Here is a 19,949-nt window from a genome sequence, read left to right on the forward strand (position 1 = left end):
GGAATTGCGCGGGCACTGTGGCGGGCAATGATGCCGAAAAGTTTCGGTTTTAACCATGCCGGGTTAGGTAGGGTGGGTTGTCTTAGGAGCAATTTGATGCAAGAAACACGTTGGGCGCAAGTATGGATGACGTCAGGTCTGTTGTGGTTTCTGCTGGCTATCGCCGTTGCGCCTACCAACAAACTTTATCAGCAAGGGCTGGTTGCACTGCTATGGGTGCCGGCCATGGTGTTCAGCTGGCCAGCGCGGGCTCGGATCAGAGAACTCCTGTATGAGCAGCGCTGGGTCTACCTGCCGATGCTCGGTCTGCTGGTCTGGTCATTGATTAGTCTCTCTTGGACGAACGACCAGGCACCGAGTCGCGAAGTCAAACGGTTGTTGTACATCGGCGTATTCCTGCTTTTTTTTCCGGTTTTTGCCAATGCCCGGCCCGAGCGAATCATTCGTACCATGCAATGGGGCGGTATTGGGCTGGCGTTGACTGCGTTGGTTGCCACCGTCAAATTTTATGGGATTGATGGCAACGTCTGGTACGCGCGCGTTGAAGGTTTGGGCGAGTTGTCTCACCCGATTTTGGGTGGCTACGTTATTGGATTGGCGGCCGTGTGGCTTGTTCATTGGGTACCGCGCGCGCGCTGGATGCAAGCGGTCTGGGTCGTAGCGCTGGGTTTCCTTGGCATGTTTGTCGTGCTTAGCCAGAGTCGTGGTGCTGCCTTGGCGTTGTTCCTGACGTTGCTCGTCATGCCGATCTGGTGCCGCGATCGACGCAGTCGCGTCGTTGCGGTATCTGCGTTGACAGTGGCGATGTTGGCTTTCTGGTTCTTCGAGCCTTTGGTTATGGCTCGCGGTGTTTCCTATCGTCCGCAAATTCTGATGGCAAGCTTGCAAATGATTGCCGAGCACCCATGGCGCGGTCTGGGCCTTGGCGGCAACTATAAAGTGCTCGCCGACGGCTTGTCCTTTGACCACGCTCATAACCTCTTCACTCATGTCGCCATCGAACTGGGTCTGCCGGGGCTGTTGTTGTGGTGTGCGGTATGGCTTGCCGTTTTACGGGAGGCCTGGAAAGCCCGGGGAACGCTATATGGTCAAGGCGTCATCGGCATATGGGTATTTTCAACCCTGGCCATGCAATTCGATGCGGCCAGCCTGGCTGGAACGCCAAGGGCCGAGTGGTTCATCAGTTGGTTACCCGTTGGCCTGGCCAGTGTGTTGGTATGGGCGCGGGTCAATTCCGACGATTGTGATAAAATTTCGCGTTCTTCCTAACGAGTGAGCTCTACGATGAGTGACGCACCGCCCAAAGCGGGACAGGATTCCAGCCTGAAAATCTATCTTCGGCTGTTGGGTTATGTAAAACCCTATATCGGCCTATTCCTGGTGAGTATCGTCGGCTTCGTGATCTTTGCCTCGACGCAGCCCATGCTCGCGGGGATTCTCAAATATTTCGTCGATGGCCTGAGCAACCCCGAAGCGGTGCTCTTCCCGACTGTTCCCTATCTGCAAGACTTGCAGTTGCTGATGGCCGTGCCGCTGCTGATCATCCTGATCGCCGCATGGCAAGGCCTGGGGTCTTTCCTGGGTAACTACTACCTGGCCAAAGTATCGTTGGGGCTGGTCCACGACTTGCGTGTCGAGCTGTTCAACAAGTTGCTGGTATTGCCCAACCGTTATTTCGACACCCATAACTCCGGGCACCTGATTTCGCGCATCACCTTCAACGTGACCATGGTTACCGGTGCGGCCACGGACGCCATCAAAGTGGTCATTCGTGAAGGCCTGACCGTGGTGTTCCTGTTTGCTTACCTGTTGTGGATGAACTGGAAACTGACCTTGGTGATGCTGGCGATCCTGCCAATCATCGCGGTCATGGTGAGCAGCACCAGCAAGAAATTCCGCAAGCAGAGCAAGAAAATCCAGGTGGCGATGGGCGATGTGACTCACGTGGCTTCCGAGACCATCCAGGGTTACCGTGTGGTGCGCAGCTTTGGCGGCGAGAGCTACGAAGAGCGTCGTTTCGCCGAAGCCAGTCAGAGCAACACTGACAAGCAACTGCGCATGACCAAGACCGGCGCGGTCTACACGCCGATGCTGCAACTGGTGATCTACACCGCCATGGCGGTGCTGATGTTCCTGGTGCTGTTCCTGCGCGGCGATGCCACCGCCGGTGACCTGGTGGCTTACATTACTGCGGCGGGCCTGTTGCCCAAGCCGATTCGGCAACTGTCGGAAGTCAGCTCGACGATCCAGAAAGGCGTTGCCGGTGCCGAGAGCATTTTCGAGCAACTGGACGTCGAACCCGAGATTGACCTGGGTACCGTCGAGCGCGATCGCATCAGCGGCCACCTGGACGTGCGCAACCTGAGCTTCACCTATCCAGGGACCGAGCGTGAAGTGCTGAAGAACATCAGCTTCACGGCGGCACCGGGGCAAATGATCGCCCTGGTCGGTCGCTCGGGTAGCGGCAAGTCGACCCTGGCCAGCCTGATTCCGCGTTTCTATCACCACGAAACCGGCGAAATCATGCTCGATGACGTGGAGATCGAAGACTATCGTCTGCGCAATCTGCGTCGGCACGTGGCGCAGGTTACGCAGCATGTGACCTTGTTCAACGACACCATCGCCAACAACATCGCCTACGGTGACCTGGCCGGCGCACCGCGTGCCGACATTGAAAAAGCCGCCACCGATGCTTACGCGATGGACTTCATCTCGGAGATGCCGCAAGGCCTGGACACCCAGGTCGGCGAAAACGGCGTGTTGCTGTCCGGTGGCCAGCGTCAGCGCCTGGCGATTGCCCGGGCCTTGTTGAAGAACGCACCGTTGCTGATTCTCGACGAAGCAACGTCGGCACTCGACACCGAGTCCGAGCGGCACATTCAGGCGGCACTGGATCAGGTCATGAAAGGTCGCACCACGCTGGTGATTGCTCACCGGTTGTCGACCATCGAGAAAGCCGACCTGATCCTGGTCATGGACCATGGCGAAATCGTAGAGCGCGGCACCCACGCTCAACTGCTGGAGCAAAACGGCTACTACTCGCGCCTGCATGCGATGGGCCTGGACGAGCCGGTTACTGCGGGTATCGCCTGACCCCCCCGCTGGCCGCCACCGAGGGGTGGTGGCCACAAAAAATCCTCTCATTAATGCCATGCGCAAGCCCACGCCAACCCTGTGTTAATATCGCGCCCCTGTTCATTTTGTATGTGGGTTGCTCCATGAAGTTGTCCATGCCGCGATTCGATCAAGCCCCTGTCTTGGTGGTCGGCGATGTCATGCTCGACCGTTACTGGCATGGTGGTACCTCACGGATTTCCCCTGAGGCGCCGGTACCGGTAGTCAAGGTCGAGCAAATCGAGGACCGCCCGGGCGGTGCCGCCAACGTTGCGTTGAACATTGCCGCCCTCGGCGCACCGGCCTCGCTGGTCGGCGTGACCGGCGACGATGAAGCCGCCGACAGCCTGGCCAATAGCCTCAAGGGCGCTGGCGTGCGGGCGTTGTTCCAGCGCATCGCGCACCAGCCGACCATCGTCAAGTTGCGGGTCATGAGCCGTCACCAGCAACTGCTGCGTATCGACTTCGAAGAACCTTTCGCCACCGACGCGTTGGCGTTGGGCGAGCAAGTCGACGAATTGCTCGAAGGCATCAAAGTGCTGGTGCTGTCCGATTACGGCAAAGGCGCGCTGAAAAACCATCAGGTGCTGATCCAGGCTGCACGTGCCCGTGGCATTCCGGTGCTGGCCGATCCCAAGGGCAAGGATTTCTCGATCTACCGGGGTGCGAGCCTGATCACCCCGAACCTCAGCGAATTCGAAACCATCGTCGGCGGTTGCGCCGATGAGCACGAGCTGGTGAGCAAGGGCGCGCAGCTGATGCATGACCTCGACCTCGGCGCGTTGCTGGTGACCCGCGGCGAACACGGCATGACCTTGCTGCGTCCTGATCATCCGGCGCTGCACCTGCCAGCCCGTGCCCGTGAAGTGTTCGATGTGACCGGTGCCGGCGACACGGTGATTTCCACCCTGGCGGCCGCCATTGCCGCTGGCGAAGAACTGCCCCACGCGGTGGCGTTGGCCAACCTGGCGGCGGGCATCGTGGTCGGCAAACTGGGTACGGCAGCCATCAGCGCACCGGAACTGCGTCGCGCCATCCAGCGTGAAGAAGGTTCCGAGCGCGGTGTACTCGGCCTTGAGCAGCTGTTGCTGGCGGTCGATGATGCGCGTGCGCATAAAGAGAAGATCGTCTTCACCAACGGCTGCTTCGACATTTTGCACGCCGGCCACGTGACCTACCTCGAACAGGCGCGGGCCCAGGGCGATCGCTTGATCGTTGCGGTCAACGACGATGCGTCGGTCAGCCGCCTGAAAGGGCCGGGTCGCCCGATCAACAGCGTCGACCGTCGCATGGCCGTACTGGCAGGTCTGGGCGCCGTGGATTGGGTGATCAGCTTCGCTGAAGGCACCCCGGAAAACCTGCTGCGCGAGGTCAAGCCGGATGTGCTGGTCAAGGGCGGGGACTATGGAATCGAGCAGGTGGTTGGCGCGGACATCGTGACCGCTTACGGCGGAACGGTGAAAGTGCTGGGGCTGGTGGAAAACAGCTCGACTACCGCGATTGTCGAGAAGATCCGCAAGTCGTAGGAGCTGGCGAAGCCTGCGATCTTTTTTTGATTCTCTGCTATCGAAACGTCAAAAGATCGCAGCCTCGTTTCACTCGACAGCTCCTACAGGGAATTGCATTTCAATGTAGGAGCTGTCGAGTGAAACGAGGCTGCGATCTTTTGCTTTAAGAGCTGACTTTCTTGCGCGGTACGATTCTCTTCAGCAATTGCTTCGCCTTCCCACGCAACCGCGCCAAACCTGAATCCTTCCCCGGCGGGCTCAAGCCCTGTTGTCGCACCCAATCCTTCCAGCGAATTCGCTCATCTCTCACCAGCCAGCCTTCCTGCTGGGCAAAACTCTCTGCCAGGTACAACCCGCGAGTACTCGCCGGGTACAGCTGATCCTTTTTCAAGGTATAGAGCTCGGCCATCGGTTGGCCGTCCTGCAGCGGCATCAAGTACAAATCAGGACGTTTTCGATCGAGGCGGGCCACCAGTTGATCGCCTTCCAGTCGTTCGTCGACATGGAACAGACTCAGGGATTTGGCCTCCTTGGGTACGTCCAGGCGCAAGTCATAGATCAATTGCAGCGAGGCCGTCGGCAAATGCACGTAAGCCCGCGGGCGTTCGATCAACTGCATCTTGGCGCAACGCACCGGCCGCGCCGAACCGGACAGCGGCGTCAGGCGAAACGGCAGGGCTTCGCGATAATGCAGCGCGGACGAGTAGGGCGCCGGCAGCCAAGTGTCATTGAAACGCCCGCCGAGCCAGCCTTCCGGGGTTTCCAGCAAGCACTCTTCGGCAATTTCCTGAATCGCGGTGTGCAGCGGCAGGTTCAGCTCATGGGCGGGTACGTAGCCGGAGATCAGCTTGAGCACCACGTCGCCGCGGTCTTGCCGACGTTGACGCACCAACACCCAGTAATCGCGATTCTGCCAATGCAGGGTCAGGCGCACCGAAACCCCGAGGTTGGCCAACTCAAGCGAAAACCGCTGAGTGTCGGCTACCGTCACCGGGCGGCGACGTTGCAGCGTCTGGGAGAAATTGAGCGGCATCCCGACGCTTTGATAACTCAGGCCTTCGGGAGTCGCTTCGACGATTAACGGCAGGGTCTTGAAGTTGCTCGGGTTCTTTCTTATGAGCGTACGCGGCATGTCGGCTCCTGCTTAAGGCCGCGTGGGCGGCATCAGTTTCTACGTAGGACCTGGGCAACGGTCGCGACGTTATGGGCGAGGTGCAGCGGATTAATGGTCCCGACAATAGCACTGGCAACGCCCGGATGTTCAAACAACAACTCGAAGCTGGCGCGAACAGGGTCCACGCCCGGGCTCAGGCATACGTGGCCGCTGGCGAGGGCTTTTTTGACCAGAATGGCTTTGCCGTGAGCAGCAGCATAGTCAATGACCGGCTTCTCGTTCTGCTCGTTCAGATTGTAGGTGACCATGGCGCAATCACCTTGTTCCAGAGCCTTCAAACCACCTTCGACGGTTTTGCCGGAAAAACCGAAGCCGCGAATCTTGCCTTCGCTCTTCAGCTCGGCGAGGGTTGCATAGACTTCGCTGTCGTTGAGGATCGCCAGGTCGTTGCCGTCGGAGTGCACCAGCACCAGATCGATGAAGTCCGTTTCCAGCCGTTGCAGACTACGTTCCACCGACAGTCGGGTGTGGGTGGCGCTGAAATCGTGGCTCGACTGGCCGTCGGAAAATTCTTCGCCAACCTTGCTGACGATCACCCAATCCTGACGCTGACCCCGCAGCAACGGACCGAGGCGTTCTTCGCTGCGGCCATAGGCCGGTGCAGTGTCGATCAGGTTGATGCCCAGGTCGCGCGCGAGTTTGAGCAGCATGCGCGCTTCGTCGTCATCAGGAATCTGGAAGCCGTTGGGATATTTCACGCCTTGGTCACGGCCGAGTTTTACCGTGCCCAGGCCCAGTGGCGAAACCATCAGGCCGGTGCTGCCCAGCGGGCGATGCAGATCGTGCAAGGTCGGTTGGCTCATGGCAGCAGTTGCTCCCAGGCAGGGACGCCCATCGGCGGTTTTGGCAGGTCGGGCAGCGGCAACGGATGGCTTGGCTGGATGCCGTCGCGCTGCAGGGAGGCGATGACGCGATCAGCAAAGTCCGGAGCCAGCGCCAATTTGGTTGGCCAACCGACCAGCAGCCGGCCTTCTTCGGCAAGGAATGCATTGTCAGGACGGGTCAGTCCCGATTGCAGTGGCTCGGCGCGATCCACTCGAAGGGTGGCCCATTGCGCTGTGCTCAGGTCGATCCATGGCAGCAACTGGCCGAGTTCTTTCTGCGCGGTGGCGATTTGCTCGGAGGGGGCGCGGGCAACACCTTCGGCTTCGGCGATATCGCCGCCCAGATACCAGACCCATTGACCATCGGCGGCCGGATGGGTGGTCACGGTAATGCGCGGCTTGGTGCCGCCGCTCAGGCAGTGGGCATACAGCGGTTTGAGGCCAGGACCTTTGGCGATGATCATGTGCAACGGCCGGCGTTGCATGGCGGGTTGGCTCAGCCCCAGGGCTTCGAGCAGCGCTGCCGTACCAGCGCCGGCGCTCAAGACGATGCGCTGGGCGCGAATCTCGCGCTCGTCGACCTTCAGACCGACCAGTTTTCCACCTTCCAGCAGCGGTTCGATTTTCTGACCGGCGAGCAGGCCATCACCCGCCAGATCGGCTAGGCGCTGGATCAGGCTCGGTACGTCGATCACCAGTTCCGCCAATCGGTAGACCTTGCCCTTGAAACGCTTGTCTTGCAGGGCGGGCGGCAGTTGCTCGCCCTTGACCTGATCGACACGGCCGCGCACCGCTTTGCTGGCAAAGAAACTGGTGAGATTGCCGGCGATCGTGCCGGGGGACCAGAGGTAATGAGCTTCGGACAGCAGGCGCACGCCGGTCAGGTCCAGTTCGCCGTCACCGGCCAAGGCTTCACGCCAGCGCCGAGGCATGTCAGCGATGGCTTCCGAGGCACCGGTCAGGGCGCCATGCAATGCGTACTTGGCGCCGCCATGGATGATGCCTTGGGACTTCACGCTTTGCCCGCCACCGAGGCTGGCGCTTTCCACCAGCACGGTCGAAAAACCCTGGCGGCGCAGGCGCGCATTCAGCCAGAGGCCGGCGACACCAGCGCCGACAATCAGAACGTCGGTGGAAATAACGGATGGCATGCAGCGACCTCAGTGTTCAAGACGAGGGCGCAGTATACAGACTCGTGGATCGCAGCTAAGACGTGAAAAAAGATCGCAGCCTTCGGCAGCTCCTACAGGGGATTGCGTACACCTGTAGGAGCTGCCGAAGGCTGCGATCTTTTCTTTTAGTGCCCGGCGGTTTTGGAGAAGAGTTGGATCACTACGACGCCCAGTACGATGAGCGCCATCCCCAGCATCGCTGGCACATCCAGTTTCTGCCCGTAGATAAACAGCGCCGCGACGCTGACCATCACAATCCCCATGCCGGCCCACACCGCGTAAGCCACGCCCACCGGAACGCTGCGCACCACCAGCGTGAGCATCCAGAAGGCGATGCCATAACCGACAATAACCAGAATCAGCGGCAGCGGAGTGCTGAAGCCTTTGACCGCTTTCATCGAAACGGTGGCGATCACTTCGGCGCAGATGGCAATGGCCAGGTAGTAGTAAGCGGTCATGGGTGCATCCTCGTGTGAAGTGTTGCTTTCTGAGGTCGGCATTTTAGAGATTCTCCAGATGCGGTAAAGTCATTACCTATCTGTTCTAAAGATGGGTTGAGCCATGAACACGCAATGGAATCTGGAGCAGCTGCGGCTGTTTGTCAGCGTAGCGGAGCAGCGTTCGTTTTCTGCGGTAGCGCGGGATCAGCGCAAGGCGCAGTCGGCAGTCAGCAGTTCGATTGCGCTGTTGGAAGAGGACCTGGGCGTCAGCCTGTTCGACCGTAGCAGCGGCCGCCAGCCGAAACTCACCGAGGCCGGCAACGCATTGCTGGATGAGGCGCGGGAAGTGCTGCGCCAATGCGAACGCCTGAACGGTCGGGCGCTGGCCATGATGCGCGGCCAGGAGGCTCGTTTGCGTGTGGCTCAGGATGAAGCGATGCCCTATCAGCCGATCATCGAAAGCTTTGAAGCGTTGGCAGAAAAATTTCCCAGCCTTGAAGTGCAGCTGACCAGCGCCGCCCAGGGCGATGTCGCGCGCAAACTGGTGGAGCGTCGGGCCGATCTGGGGTTGCTGTTTTATCACGACCAGATTCCCGAAGCGCTCGAGCGGCGGGTGTTGGGCAGCGTCGAAATGGTCACGGTGTGCGGCGTCGGCCACCCACTGGCGAAACAGGCTCAGGTCGATTGCCAGCAACTGGCGCAGCATCGACAGTTGCTGATGTCCACACAGTCGAGTGTCTATCCCGGCAGCGAACCCGCCAGCCCGCAAGTCTGGCGGGCTGACAGTTTCTACGTGATGGCTGAATGGCTGGTGCGCGGACTCGGCTGGGCCTGGCTACCGCGTCACGTGGTGCAGTACCCGGCGTATCAGGATCTGATGGTCGAGCTGGTCAGCGAATGGACCCCGCCGGCGCTGGTGGTGGAGCTGGTCTGGCGCCGCGATGAGCCTCTGGGTCCGGCAGCTCGTTGGTTGGCCGAACGTTTTGCCGTGCACTTGCAGACGATCGGTGAAAAAAGCCGATAAACTCCGCCGCCATGAATAGAACTCTCTACACCGCGCTGTTTTACCTGGGGCTACCACTGGTAGCGATTCGGCTTTGGCTGCGGGCGCGCAAGGCACCCGCATACGCCAAGCGCATTGGTGAACGTTTCTCCATCGGGTTGCCGGCGATGAAAACGGGCGGAATCTGGGTGCACGCGGTGTCGGTGGGCGAAAGCATTGCTGCGGCGCCGATGATTCGCGCCTTGCTGCAACGTTATCCACAGTTGCCCATTACCGTGACCTGCATGACCCCGACCGGTTCGGAGCGCATTCTGGCGCTGTTTGCCAATGAGCCGCGCATCCAGCACTGCTATTTGCCTTACGACTTGCCTTGCGCAGCGAAGCGATTCCTTGATCGGGTCCAGCCGAAACTGGCGGTGATCATGGAGACCGAACTCTGGCCGAACCATATCCATCAGTGCGCCAAGCGCGGGATTCCCGTGGCCCTGGCCAACGCTCGATTGTCCGAACGTTCGGCCAAGGGCTATGGCCGCTTCGGCAAACTGACTCAGCCGATGCTCGCCGAAATGAGCCTGTTCGCGGTGCAGACCGAGGCCGAGGCCCAGCGCTTCCTCGATTTGGGTGCGCGTTCGCAAACCGTGGAAGTGACCGGCTCGATCAAGTTTGATCTGACTATCGACCCGGCATTGCTTCAGCGTGCCGCCGAGTTGCGTGCGCAATGGCAGGCGCAGGAGCGTCCGGTGTGGATCGCCGCGAGTACTCACGAAGGTGAAGACGAAGTGGTGCTGGCGGCTCATCGTCAGTTGCTGGCCAATCATCCCGATGCGTTGCTGATTCTGGTGCCGCGCCATCCAGAGCGTTTTAACCCGGTGTTCGAGTTGTGTCGGCAGCAGGGTTTCGCCACGGTCCGTCGTTCCACTGGCGAACCTGTCACCGCCGGTACGTCGGTGCTGCTGGGCGACACCATGGGTGAGTTGCTGTTTCTGTATGCCTTGGCTGATAGCGCTTTTGTTGGGGGCAGTCTGGTGCCGAACGGCGGGCATAACCTGCTGGAGCCGGCGGCTCTGGCGAAACCGGTGTTGAGTGGGCCGCACCTGTTCAATTTCCTCGAAATCGCCGCGCAACTGCGCAGTGCCGGGGCGTTGCAGGAAGTGGAGGATGCCGAAGGTCTGGCGCTGGCGGTGCAGCGGCTGTTCGAGTTGCCGCGAGATGCGCAGCGGATGGCGGAGGCAGGGCTGAAAGTGATGCGCACCAATCAGGGTGCATTGCAGCGGTTGCTGGATGGGTTGGGACGGTTGATCGATCGCTAACCCTGTAGGAGCAAAGCTTGCTCGCGATGGCGGTTTCAAGGACGCCATCGCGGGCAAGCCATGCTCCTACAATTAAGGACGGGCTTTGAGCTGCTCCGCCGCAGCCTTCGCCAGGTCCGGCGGCAGGAAGTCTTTATCCGGGTTGTAATCAGCCTTGAGGTAACGCGCCAGGTCCTGCAAATCCCCCGGATTCAACGTGCCCGCGGCCTGCTTCAAGCGCAGGTTGTCGAGGATGTAGTCGTAGCGGGTGTTGTTGTAGTCGCGCACCGAGGTGTAGAGCTGGCGCTGGGCATCCAGTACGTCGACGATGTTTCGCGTCCCCACCTGATAACCGATTTCGGTCGCTTCCACCGCGCTCTGGTTGGAGATGATCGACTGCTTGCGGGCTTGCACCTGCTCGACGTCGGTGTTCACTGCGCGGTGCAGGTTGCGGGTGCTTTCCACGATTTGCCGACGCAGGGATTCGCGTTGCTGCTCGGACTGGTCCAGTTGCGCATAGGATTGGCGCACCTGGGAGTTGATCAAGCCGCCGCTGTAGATCGGGATGTTCAGTTGCAGGCCTACTGTCGTTTGCTCGACGTTGCCACCGTAAGGCTGGCCGAAGGCGTTCGGGTTGCTGAAGCCCAGCGCGTCGTTGTCACCTTTCTCGTACTTCGCCACGGCGTCAAGGGTTGGCGCATGGCCGGCCTTGCGCTGCTTGAGGGTTTCTTCGGCGGCGCTGACGGCGTAGTTGCTTGCCAGCAGATTGAGGTTCTGTTTGGCGGCCGTATCGACCCAGGCCTTGGCGTCGTTCGGTGCGGGCGGCAGGATCGGCAAGGTATGGGAAATGCCCCAGATCGAGTTGTACTGACGGTTGGTCAGGGTAATCAGGGCTTCGAAGGCATCATCCACCTGGCGCTGCGCGACGATGCGGTTGGCACGTGCGGTGTCGTAACTGGCTTGCGACTGCAGCACGTCGGTCTTGTCCGAAAGGCCGACGTCAAAGCGTTCGTTGGACTGGTCGAGCTGGCGCTTGAATGCGGCTTCCTCGGCCTTGGTCGAGGCCAGGTTGTCCTGGGTACGCAAGACGTTGAAGTAGCTATCGGCGGTTTGCAGGATCAGGTTTTGCTCGGTCGCCGAGAGTTGCAGCGCAGCCTGCTCGTTGACGTCTTTGGCGGCCTGGAACTGGAACCAGCGATCAGCGCGGAACAGGGGCTGCGCCAAGGTCGCTTGATACGAATGAGCGTTACGGTTGGCAGTGGCCGAGGGCTGGTCGAGCACTGTACGCACGTTGGCCATTTCGGCGCCGCCCGAAAGATTAGGCAGCAGCCCGGCGCGAGCCTGAGGCACGACTTCTTTCTGCGCGCCATATTGGGCGACGGCGGCGGCGAGGTCAGCGTTGTTGTCCTTGGCTTCCTGATACACGCTGACCAAGTCGTTCTTGGTCGATAAGGGCGCTTCTGCTGCCCAAGCCATTCCGTTAGACGCACAAGACACGGCAAGGGCCAGTGAAAGTTTGCGCAGCATGAGGCGATCCCTAAAAAATTACGCTGATAATTTGAGCGCCAAAGGTACGGCGCAGCCCGCGCAGCGTCAAGGCGGGGCATGGGTTGCGAGTGTAGTTGGGCATCCGCATGGCAACAATCCTGTAATTGCGCCATTCATCATGGTGTTTACCGCTGTGTTGGCGTTCTTTGCCAGTTGTGTCTAGACTGGCCGGGTTCTTGTCGGGGTGCCTTGCTATGAGGCTGAGATCGAATAATTTCGGATCCCGTTGAACCTGATCAGGTTAGCGCCTGCGTAGGGAACAAGATTTCTCGTCACCCGGCGAGTCCTCTTGTGCTTCGTCCGGGATGTTGTTCGACAATCGAACACCCCTCGAGCACTGAGCACAGCACAGCTGGTTTTCCCAGCGCCCGTGCGTCCATTCGATTACAGGTTCGCTCCGACAAAAATCCACTGCCTGGATGTGTTTGGAGAGCCCGTGATGACGATAAAACTAAAAAACACTACGAACCTGAGTGATTCGGCCCAAGTCGATCAGCAATCGGTTCAGCCGTTTACCCGCTCGCAAAAAATCTATGTTCAGGGCTCTCGCCCGGACATCCTCGTGCCGATGCGCGAAATCAGCCTTGATGTGACCCCGACCGATTTCGGCGGTGAGATCAACGCGCCTGTCGTTGTGTACGACACCTCGGGCCCTTACACCGACCCCAATGTCATCATCGACGTGCGCAAAGGTTTGGCCGATGTGCGTTCGCCGTGGATCGAATCCCGTGGCGACACCGAGCGCCTGCCGGGTCTGAGTTCCAACTTTGGCCAGGAACGCCTCGCCGATGCGGAGCTGACCAAGTTGCGTTTCGCCCACGTGAACAACCCGCGCCGGGCCAAGGCCGGTGCCAACGTCAGCCAGATGCACTACGCCCGCAAAGGCATCATTACCGCCGAGATGGAATACGTCGCCATCCGCGAAAACATGAAGCTTGAAGTGGCGCGCGCCGCTGGCCTGCTGGACCAGCAACACGCCGGCCACAGCTTCGGTGCCAGCGTGCCGAAAATCATCACCCCCGAATTCGTCCGTGAAGAGATCGCCCGCGGTCGCGCGATCATTCCGGCCAACATCAACCACACCGAACTGGAACCGATGATCATCGGCCGTAACTTCCTGGTGAAGATCAACGGCAACATCGGCAACAGCGCTTTGGGTTCGTCCATCGAAGAAGAAGTGGCGAAACTGACCTGGGGCATTCGCTGGGGTTCGGACACGGTCATGGACCTGTCCACCGGTAAACACATTCACGAAACTCGCGAATGGATCATCCGTAACTCGCCGGTGCCGATCGGTACGGTGCCGATTTATCAGGCCCTGGAAAAAGTCGACGGCGCTGCCGAAGACCTGACCTGGGAGCTGTTCCGCGACACGCTGATCGAACAGGCCGAGCAGGGCGTCGATTACTTCACCATCCACGCCGGCGTGTTGCTGCGCTACGTGCCGCTGACTGCCAAGCGCGTCACCGGTATCGTTTCCCGTGGCGGTTCGATCATGGCCAAGTGGTGCCTGGCGCATCACAAAGAGAACTTCCTCTACACCCATTTCGAAGACATCTGCGAAATCATGAAGGCCTACGACGTCAGCTTCTCGCTGGGCGATGGCCTGCGTCCGGGCTCGATTGCCGACGCCAACGACGCTGCACAATTCGGTGAGCTGGAAACCCTCGGCGAGCTGACCAAAATCGCGTGGAAACACGACGTGCAGTGCATGATCGAAGGCCCGGGCCACGTGCCGATGCAGTTGATCAAAGAGAACATGGACAAGCAGCTTGAGTGCTGTGACGAGGCACCGTTCTACACCCTCGGCCCGCTGACCACTGACATCGCGCCAGGCTACGACCACATCACCTCGGGTATCGGTGCGGCGATGATCGGCTGGTTCGGTTGCGCCATGCTCTGCTACGTGACGCCGAAGGAACACTTGGGTCTGCCGAACAAGGATGACGTGAAGACCGGGATCATCACCTACAAGATCGCCGCGCATGCCGCCGATCTGGCGAAGGGGCATCCGGGGGCACAGATCCGCGACAATGCCTTGAGCAAGGCGCGTTTCGAATTCCGTTGGGAAGACCAGTTCAACCTGGGCCTTGATCCGGACACTGCTCGTTCGTATCACGATGAGACCCTGCCGAAGGATTCGGCCAAGGTTGCGCACTTCTGCTCCATGTGCGGGCCGAAATTCTGTTCGATGAAGATCACACAGGAAGTCCGCGAATACGCGGCCAATCAGCGCATCGAAACCGTCGACGCCGAAGTCGCCCAGGGATTGGCGGACCAGGCCGAGCGGTTCAAACAGGAAGGCAGTCAGCTGTACAAGAAGGTTTGATCTGACCTGAGGTCGGCGGTGCTTGCACCGCCGCCATCGCGAGCAAGCTCGCTCCCACAAGGGATTTGTGAGCGCCGCAAGTCCCCTGTGGGAGCGAGCTTGCTCGCGATGGCGATCAAAAGAACAACAAATGTCCCTCTGAGATAACACCCTTGAGCATTCAACCCAGCACTTACTCCCCTGATATCGCGGTGCCCAAAGACAAACGTGTCTTCGGCGGCCGCGATCTGTTTTCCCTGTGGTTCTCCCTCGGCATCGGCCTGATGGTCCTGCAGACCGGCGCATTGCTCGCGCCAGGCCTGGGCCTGTCCGGCTCGCTGATGGCGATCTTCCTCGGCACGCTGGTCGGCGTTCTGCTGCTGGCCGCCGTCGGCGTGATCGGCAGCGACACCGGCCTGTCATCGATGACCGCGCTCAAACTCAGCCTCGGTGCAAAAGGCGCGAGCCTGCCGGCCGTGCTGAACCTGCTGCAACTGATCGGTTGGGGCTCGTTCGAAATCATCGTCATGCGGGATGCCGCCAGCCTGCTCGGCGCGCGGGCGTTCAGCGAAGGCAGTCTGCTGTCGAATCCGCTGCTCTGGACCGTGTTCTTTGGTGGTTTGGCGACCTTGCTGGCCGTCAGTGGTCCGCTGACATTCGTCCGTCAGATCCTGCGCAAGTGGGGCATCTGGTTGCTGCTGGCCGCGTGTATCTGGCTGACCTGGAACCTGTTCGCCAAAGCCGATCTGGCCGCGTTGTGGGCGCAGGCCGGTGACGGTTCGATGTCGTTCGCCGTGGGCTTCGACATTGCCATCGCCATGCCGCTGTCCTGGCTGCCACTGATTGCCGACTACTCGCGTTTCGGCAAGCGTGCGAAAAACGTTTTCGGCGGTACGGCGCTGGGTTTCTTTATCGGTAACTTCTGGCTGATGAGCCTCGGCGTGGCCTACACCCTGGCGTTCGCGCCGAGCGGAGAAGTGAATGCCTTGCTGTTGGCATTGGCCGGTGCCGGTTTGGGGATTCCGCTGCTGCTGATCCTGCTGGATGAGTCGGAAAACGCCTTTGCCGATATTCACTCGGCGGCGGTGTCCAGCGGAATTCTGTTGCGCTTGAAAGTCGAGCACCTGGCCTTGGCCATCGGCGTGATCTGCACACTGATCGCGTGCCTGGCGCCATTGGCCCAGTATCAAAACTTCCTGCTGTTGATCGGTTCGGTGTTTGCGCCGTTGTTCGGCGTGGTGCTGGTGGATCACTTCATCCTGCGCAAACGCAGTGCTCGCGTGGCGTCAGCCGCATTGCGCTGGCCGGCGTTGCTCGCCTGGTTGGGCGGGGTGAGCACCTATCATTTGCTGGCTAATCTGTATCCGGATATCGGCGCAACCCTGCCGTCACTGATTCTGGCAGGGCTGCTGCAACTCGTACTGGGTCGGGCCTTCAGTTACGGCCAGGAAACAGCTCGGGTTTGATAATGCCGTTCAGGCGAGGGTAAGGGATCTTCAGTTCGACGTGACCCAGCGCGTAAGGCGCGATGGTGCTGGTTTCGTACTTGAGGATCACCCCGCCGTAGGTCAGCGCCACGTTCTGGGTTTTCTGGAAATGCCACTCCTTCAGGAACTCCGGTTCCTGATCGAGCTTGGTGCTGATCAGCCAGCTGTTGTGCGCTACTTGCGCGGCTTTCCAGAACGCCTCTTCCTGCCCCGGCACCAACATGTCCGACAGCGTCAGCACTTTGTGTTGCTGGCGTGAATAGTTGATGAAGCTGCGGCCCGGCGTGCCATGGGCACCGCCGGTGTCCAGGTAGCTGGAGAATTCAACGATCACCAAGCCGTCATGCTGCTCACGTACCTTGGCTTGCAGGTAACTGCTGCTACGCGGACCGGCACTGCTCAAAAATTGCTCGCGATACGCTGCCAGCGTCGGCGCCACCGGGGCGTCGGGCGAGGTGCGGGTCATTTGCAGCAGGCGTTTTTCGATGATGCCGTCCAGCTGTGGTTCGGCAGGGAAGCGCAGCGTATCGATGTTCACCAGCGGGCAGTCAGGTGTTGTGCAACCCGGTTTCAGCTGTTCGGAAGCGTCGCGGGTGGTTTCCAGCGGCGTCCGGTAGTTGGGTTGGAACAAACTCTGGCAGGCGCCCAGGGTCAGGGCGATTGCGGCCACGGAGGCGATTTTAAAAAGCGACATGGGCGTCCTTCATAAAACAGGGAAAGGCAAAAAGTTATCCGCTTCGACTCTCAACGAAGCAGTCAGTTCGCCACTAAGCTAATTAGAGTTGGTTTCACCCTCACCGTCTATCCCGCTGACTGTAAAGGGGCTGCATCAAACATCGCGGGCGCGTTAGGATGGCGCGAAGTCGAGGTTGCAAGTAACAAAAAGGAGCCTCGTAACGGATTTGCAGTAAAGAGGATTGTCATGACTGATTTTGCCAACGCCATTCCGACCGCCGTTGATATCGTTCGGCGCGAAAAGTGCTACGAGGGCTTCTACAAGCTCGATCGGGTGCACTTGCGTCACGAATTGTTCGCCGGTGGCATGAGTCGCGAGATCAATCGTGAAGTGTTTGTTCGCCACGATGCGGTGTGCGTACTGCCTTACGATCCGCAGCGCGATGAAGTGGTATTGATCGAGCAGTTCCGTGTCGGCGCCATGGGCAAGACTGACAATCCATGGTTGATCGAACTGGTTGCCGGTCTGATCGACAAGGATGAAGTACCGGAAGAAGTTGCTCACCGCGAAGCGCAGGAGGAAGCTGGGCTTGTGTTCGGGGCGCTCTGGCCGATGACCAAATACTTTCCATCGCCGGGCGGCAGCAATGAATTTGTGCACTTGTACCTGGGGCGTTGCGACAGCACCGGCGTCGGCGGCCTGCATGGGCTGGAGGAAGAAGCAGAAGATATCCGCGTCACGGTCTGGGCGTTCGAAGATGCCCTGCAGGCCGTACGCGACGGACGAATTGCCAACGCGGCCAGCATCATTGCCTTGCAATGGTTAGCTTTGAACCGCGCTGAAGTGAGGGGGTTATGGTCGTAAACAAACTGCGCGATCGCTATCGGGTTGACCTTGTGGGGCTGCAAGCCTCCTGCGAGGCCAACTACGTGCGCCTGATGCGACTGCTACCGGACATGCGCAACGAGCCGGAGGCGCGGCGCATTGCCGTGACCCACGGCGACCAGATGCTCGGCGTGCTGGCCCTTGAAGTCCTTCAAGTCTGCCCGTACACCACAACCTTGCAAGTGCGCCAGGAACACAGCCTGCCGTGGCTGCCGGTGCCGCAACTGGAAGTCCAGGTCTATCATGACGCGTGCATGGCCGAAGTCGTCAGCGCCGAACATGCGCGACGCTTCCGCGGCATCTATCCTTACCCGAATGCCTCAATGCATCAGCCGGACGAAAAGGCCCAGCTGAATATGTTTCTGGGCGAATGGCTGAGCCATTGCCTGGCCTGCGGACACGAGTACGCCGTTGTGCGCTGAGTGTGAACTGCGTCAGGTTCACAAGTTTCCCCTTTTGATCGTCCCCCAGCATAATTGCGGCACTCATCCATCCCGTGATTCAGCCCTGGGAGAACGCCTTGCCAAGCGTATCCATTTTGACCACCGCCGATTCGGCGTTGCTGGTGCAACTTTCCGACAGTCATCTGTTTGCCGAGACGGACGGGACGTTGTTGGGCATGAATACCCGGGACAGCCTGCAAAAAGTCATCGAGCTGGTGCGGCTTCAGCAGCCGCAGATCGACCTGATTATTGCCAGTGGCGATCTTTCTCAGGACGGGACGCTAGAGTCCTATCAACTGTTTCGCGACCTGACGCGGCAGCTCGATGCGCCGGCGCGCTGGATTCCCGGTAATCATGATGAGCCGCGGATCATGGCTGAGGCTGCCGTGCAGAGTGCGTTGCTGGAGCCGGTGGTGGATGTCGGTAACTGGCGCGTCACGTTGCTCGATTCGGCAGTGCCAGGGTCGGTGCCGGGGTATTTGCAAGATGAGCAGCTACAGTTGCTGGCCCGTTCGTTGAGTGAGGCGCCGGAGCGGCATCATCTGGTGTGTTTTCACCATCACCCGGTGTCGATTGGCTGTGCGTGGATGGAGCCCATTGGTTTGCGCAATCCTGAGGCTTTGTTTGCCGTGCTGGATCGGTTTCCGCAGGTGCGCGCTGTTTTATGGGGGCATGTGCATCAAGAGATCGACCAGGTTCGCAAGGGTGTGCGGCTGATTGCCTCGCCTTCGACGTGTATTCAGTTCGAACCGGGCAGTGATGATTTCAAGGTCAGTGACCAGGCGCCGGGGTATCGCTGGTTGCGGCTTTTGCCGGATGGCCGGCTGGAAACCGGCGTGGAACGCGTTACCGGGTTCGATTTCCAGGTTGATTACGGCTCCAACGGCTACTGACGGTTGCGATCTTGGCGGCCTAAGGGCCGGCCATGTTGTGGTTGACCGGGTACATATCCATTCCTGCGGTAACGGCCACTTACGGTTTCGCCCTTACGGCGACTCACTTTTTTGACAAACGCCTCAAAAAAAGTAAGCAAAAAAACGCTCGCCCCGAGCGTCCGGCCCCTCGCCTAGGCTCGGCGTTCCTTCGTTCCGGCATTCATCTGGGGGCATCGCCTCCGGTTGGCTTCGCTTCAACCTCCTCTCGATGTGTTCGACTTCGTCGAACGGCGCTGCGCGCCTGCCCCCCAGATGAACACCTCCACTCAGCCTCCCGAAGGGGCGGGTGGATCAAGATCAAGAGCTGCAGGCGAGCTAACGCTCGGCCTGTTGAGTGGTGAGAAGTGAAAGGCGAACACCGATCCCCTGTGGGAGCGAGCTTGCTCGCGATGACGCCCGTTCGGGCAACCTGATTTCTGCCTATATCCCCGATCGCCCCGAGTCCCTGTAAACTGCGCCTCTTTACCCGACGCACAGGGAGCTCAAATGTCTGGTTCGATCCTTTATATCCACGGTTTCAACAGCGCGCCTTCGTCTAAAAAGGCCACGCAGTTGGTACAAGTAATGGAACGTCTGGGCTTGAGCGATCAGTTGCGCGTCCCGGCCTTGCATCACCATCCGCGTGAGGCCATCGGTCAGCTAAACAAGGCGATTGAGGAGCTTGGGCGGCCACTGCTGGTCGGCAGCTCACTCGGCGGCTACTATGCGACTCACTTGGCCGAGCGCCATGGCCTCAAGGCCCTGTTGATCAACCCTGCCGTCAGTCCGCACCGGATGTTCGACGGGTATCTGGGGACGCAGAAAAACCTGTATACCGATGAGGCCTGGGAGTTGACCCACGACCACGTGACGGCCCTGGCCGAGCTGGAAGTGCCGGCGCCCCAGGACCCGCAGCGGTATCAGGTGTGGTTGCAGACCGGCGACGAAACGCTGGACTACCGCCTCGCCCAGCAGTATTACCGGGCCTGTGCCTTGCGCATCCAGGCCGGCGGCGACCATAGTTTCCAGGGTTTTGCCGAGCAATTGCCGGCAATGCTGAGTTTTGCCGGCATCGGCGCAGATTTGTATCAGGCGATTGATTTCACAGCACTGTGAGCCTCCGCCTCTTTTTCACAGAACACTCTTTTTACAGGCGGACGACGA

Annotated in this window: 17 protein-coding genes and 1 riboswitch; of the genes, 11 read left to right on the forward strand and 6 right to left on the reverse strand. The window is 59.8% G+C overall.

What is annotated here, in order from left to right; genetic code table 11:
- The first annotated feature begins 96 nt into the window (after nt 1–96).
- From ACA079_RS02300 to hldE, 3 genes are all read left to right on the forward strand, one after another.
- Nucleotides 97–1,269: an O-antigen ligase family protein gene (locus ACA079_RS02300; RefSeq protein ID WP_497704273.1), complete on the forward strand. Its 1,173-nt coding sequence runs from the start codon at nt 97–99 to the stop codon at nt 1,267–1,269.
- A gap of 15 nt (nt 1,270–1,284) precedes the next feature.
- Complete coding sequence (gene msbA, locus ACA079_RS02305) at nt 1,285–3,093, forward strand: lipid A export permease/ATP-binding protein MsbA (protein ID WP_497702440.1); 1,809 nt, start codon at nt 1,285–1,287, stop codon at nt 3,091–3,093.
- Nucleotides 3,094–3,218: 125 nt separating this feature from the next.
- Nucleotides 3,219–4,640, forward strand: a complete 1,422-nt coding sequence (gene hldE / locus ACA079_RS02310; protein WP_134419769.1) for a bifunctional D-glycero-beta-D-manno-heptose-7-phosphate kinase/D-glycero-beta-D-manno-heptose 1-phosphate adenylyltransferase HldE — start codon at nt 3,219–3,221, stop codon at nt 4,638–4,640.
- 145 nt (nt 4,641–4,785) lie between these two features.
- Here the strand turns inward: hldE and ACA079_RS02315 are convergent, their stop codons facing one another.
- The 4 genes from ACA079_RS02315 to ACA079_RS02330 all read right to left on the reverse strand — a co-directional run bounded on the left by ACA079_RS02315 (nt 4,786) and on the right by ACA079_RS02330 (nt 8,250).
- A complete protein-coding gene (locus ACA079_RS02315; protein WP_497702441.1) occupies nt 4,786–5,754 on the reverse strand; it encodes a metal ABC transporter ATPase in 969 nt (322 codons plus the stop codon).
- A 32-nt stretch (nt 5,755–5,786) separates the two neighbouring features.
- Nucleotides 5,787–6,599 (reverse strand): aldo/keto reductase, encoded by an 813-nt coding sequence (locus ACA079_RS02320; RefSeq protein ID WP_497702442.1) that lies wholly within the window; start codon nt 6,597–6,599, stop codon nt 5,787–5,789.
- Complete coding sequence (locus tag ACA079_RS02325; protein WP_497702443.1) at nt 6,596–7,771, reverse strand: NAD(P)/FAD-dependent oxidoreductase; 1,176 nt, start codon at nt 7,769–7,771, stop codon at nt 6,596–6,598. The genes ACA079_RS02320 and ACA079_RS02325 overlap by 4 nt, the downstream gene beginning before the upstream one ends.
- Before the next feature lie 146 nt (nt 7,772–7,917).
- The gene (locus ACA079_RS02330; RefSeq protein ID WP_008027887.1) at nt 7,918–8,250 is read right to left on the reverse strand and encodes a DMT family transporter; all 333 of its coding nucleotides are present in this window, start codon (nt 8,248–8,250) and stop codon (nt 7,918–7,920) included.
- A gap of 103 nt (nt 8,251–8,353) precedes the next feature.
- Between ACA079_RS02330 and ACA079_RS02335 the strand changes: the two genes are divergently transcribed.
- On the forward strand, nt 8,354–9,256 hold the full coding sequence (locus ACA079_RS02335) for a LysR family transcriptional regulator (RefSeq protein WP_497702444.1): 903 nt from the start codon (nt 8,354–8,356) through the stop codon (nt 9,254–9,256).
- 11 nt (nt 9,257–9,267) lie between these two features.
- Entirely contained in the window at nt 9,268–10,545 is a 1,278-nt protein-coding gene (waaA, locus tag ACA079_RS02340; protein ID WP_497702445.1) for a lipid IV(A) 3-deoxy-D-manno-octulosonic acid transferase, read from the forward strand.
- Nucleotides 10,546–10,617: 72 nt separating this feature from the next.
- Here waaA and ACA079_RS02345 read toward each other — a convergent pair whose 3' ends face one another.
- Nucleotides 10,618–12,051, reverse strand: coding sequence for a TolC family outer membrane protein (locus tag ACA079_RS02345; RefSeq protein WP_497702446.1), 1,434 nt, complete (start codon nt 12,049–12,051; stop codon nt 10,618–10,620).
- A gap of 191 nt (nt 12,052–12,242) precedes the next feature.
- Nucleotides 12,243–12,348, forward strand: a riboswitch (TPP riboswitch).
- Nucleotides 12,349–12,511: 163 nt separating this feature from the next.
- Here ACA079_RS02345 and thiC point away from each other — a divergent pair.
- Complete coding sequence (thiC, locus tag ACA079_RS02350) at nt 12,512–14,401, forward strand: phosphomethylpyrimidine synthase ThiC (protein WP_497702447.1); 1,890 nt, start codon at nt 12,512–12,514, stop codon at nt 14,399–14,401.
- A 152-nt stretch (nt 14,402–14,553) separates the two neighbouring features.
- Nucleotides 14,554–15,846, forward strand: a complete 1,293-nt coding sequence (gene cytX / locus ACA079_RS02355) for a putative hydroxymethylpyrimidine transporter CytX (protein ID WP_497702448.1) — start codon at nt 14,554–14,556, stop codon at nt 15,844–15,846.
- Here the strand turns inward: cytX and ACA079_RS02360 are convergent.
- On the reverse strand, nt 15,815–16,561 hold the full coding sequence (locus ACA079_RS02360; protein ID WP_415772998.1) for an RsiV family protein: 747 nt from the start codon (nt 16,559–16,561) through the stop codon (nt 15,815–15,817). The genes cytX and ACA079_RS02360 overlap by 32 nt on opposite strands.
- A gap of 228 nt (nt 16,562–16,789) precedes the next feature.
- Here ACA079_RS02360 and ACA079_RS02365 point away from each other — a divergent pair, with 228 nt between their 5' ends.
- The 4 genes from ACA079_RS02365 (at nt 16,790) to ACA079_RS02380 (ending at nt 19,901) form a co-directional block, all read left to right on the forward strand.
- A complete protein-coding gene (locus ACA079_RS02365) occupies nt 16,790–17,407 on the forward strand; it encodes an NUDIX domain-containing protein (RefSeq protein WP_131058782.1) in 618 nt (205 codons plus the stop codon).
- Nucleotides 17,398–17,850 (forward strand): DUF1249 domain-containing protein, encoded by a 453-nt coding sequence (locus ACA079_RS02370; protein WP_347802547.1) that lies wholly within the window; start codon nt 17,398–17,400, stop codon nt 17,848–17,850. The genes ACA079_RS02365 and ACA079_RS02370 overlap by 10 nt, the downstream gene beginning before the upstream one ends.
- A 98-nt stretch (nt 17,851–17,948) precedes the next feature.
- Nucleotides 17,949–18,764, forward strand: a complete 816-nt coding sequence (gene cpdA / locus ACA079_RS02375) for a 3',5'-cyclic-AMP phosphodiesterase (protein WP_497702449.1) — start codon at nt 17,949–17,951, stop codon at nt 18,762–18,764.
- A gap of 528 nt (nt 18,765–19,292) precedes the next feature.
- On the forward strand, nt 19,293–19,901 hold the full coding sequence (locus tag ACA079_RS02380) for a YqiA/YcfP family alpha/beta fold hydrolase (protein ID WP_008153348.1): 609 nt from the start codon (nt 19,293–19,295) through the stop codon (nt 19,899–19,901).
- The last annotated feature ends 48 nt before the right edge of the window (nt 19,902–19,949 follow it).

Source organism: Pseudomonas sp. LBUM1645, from assembly GCF_059716185.1.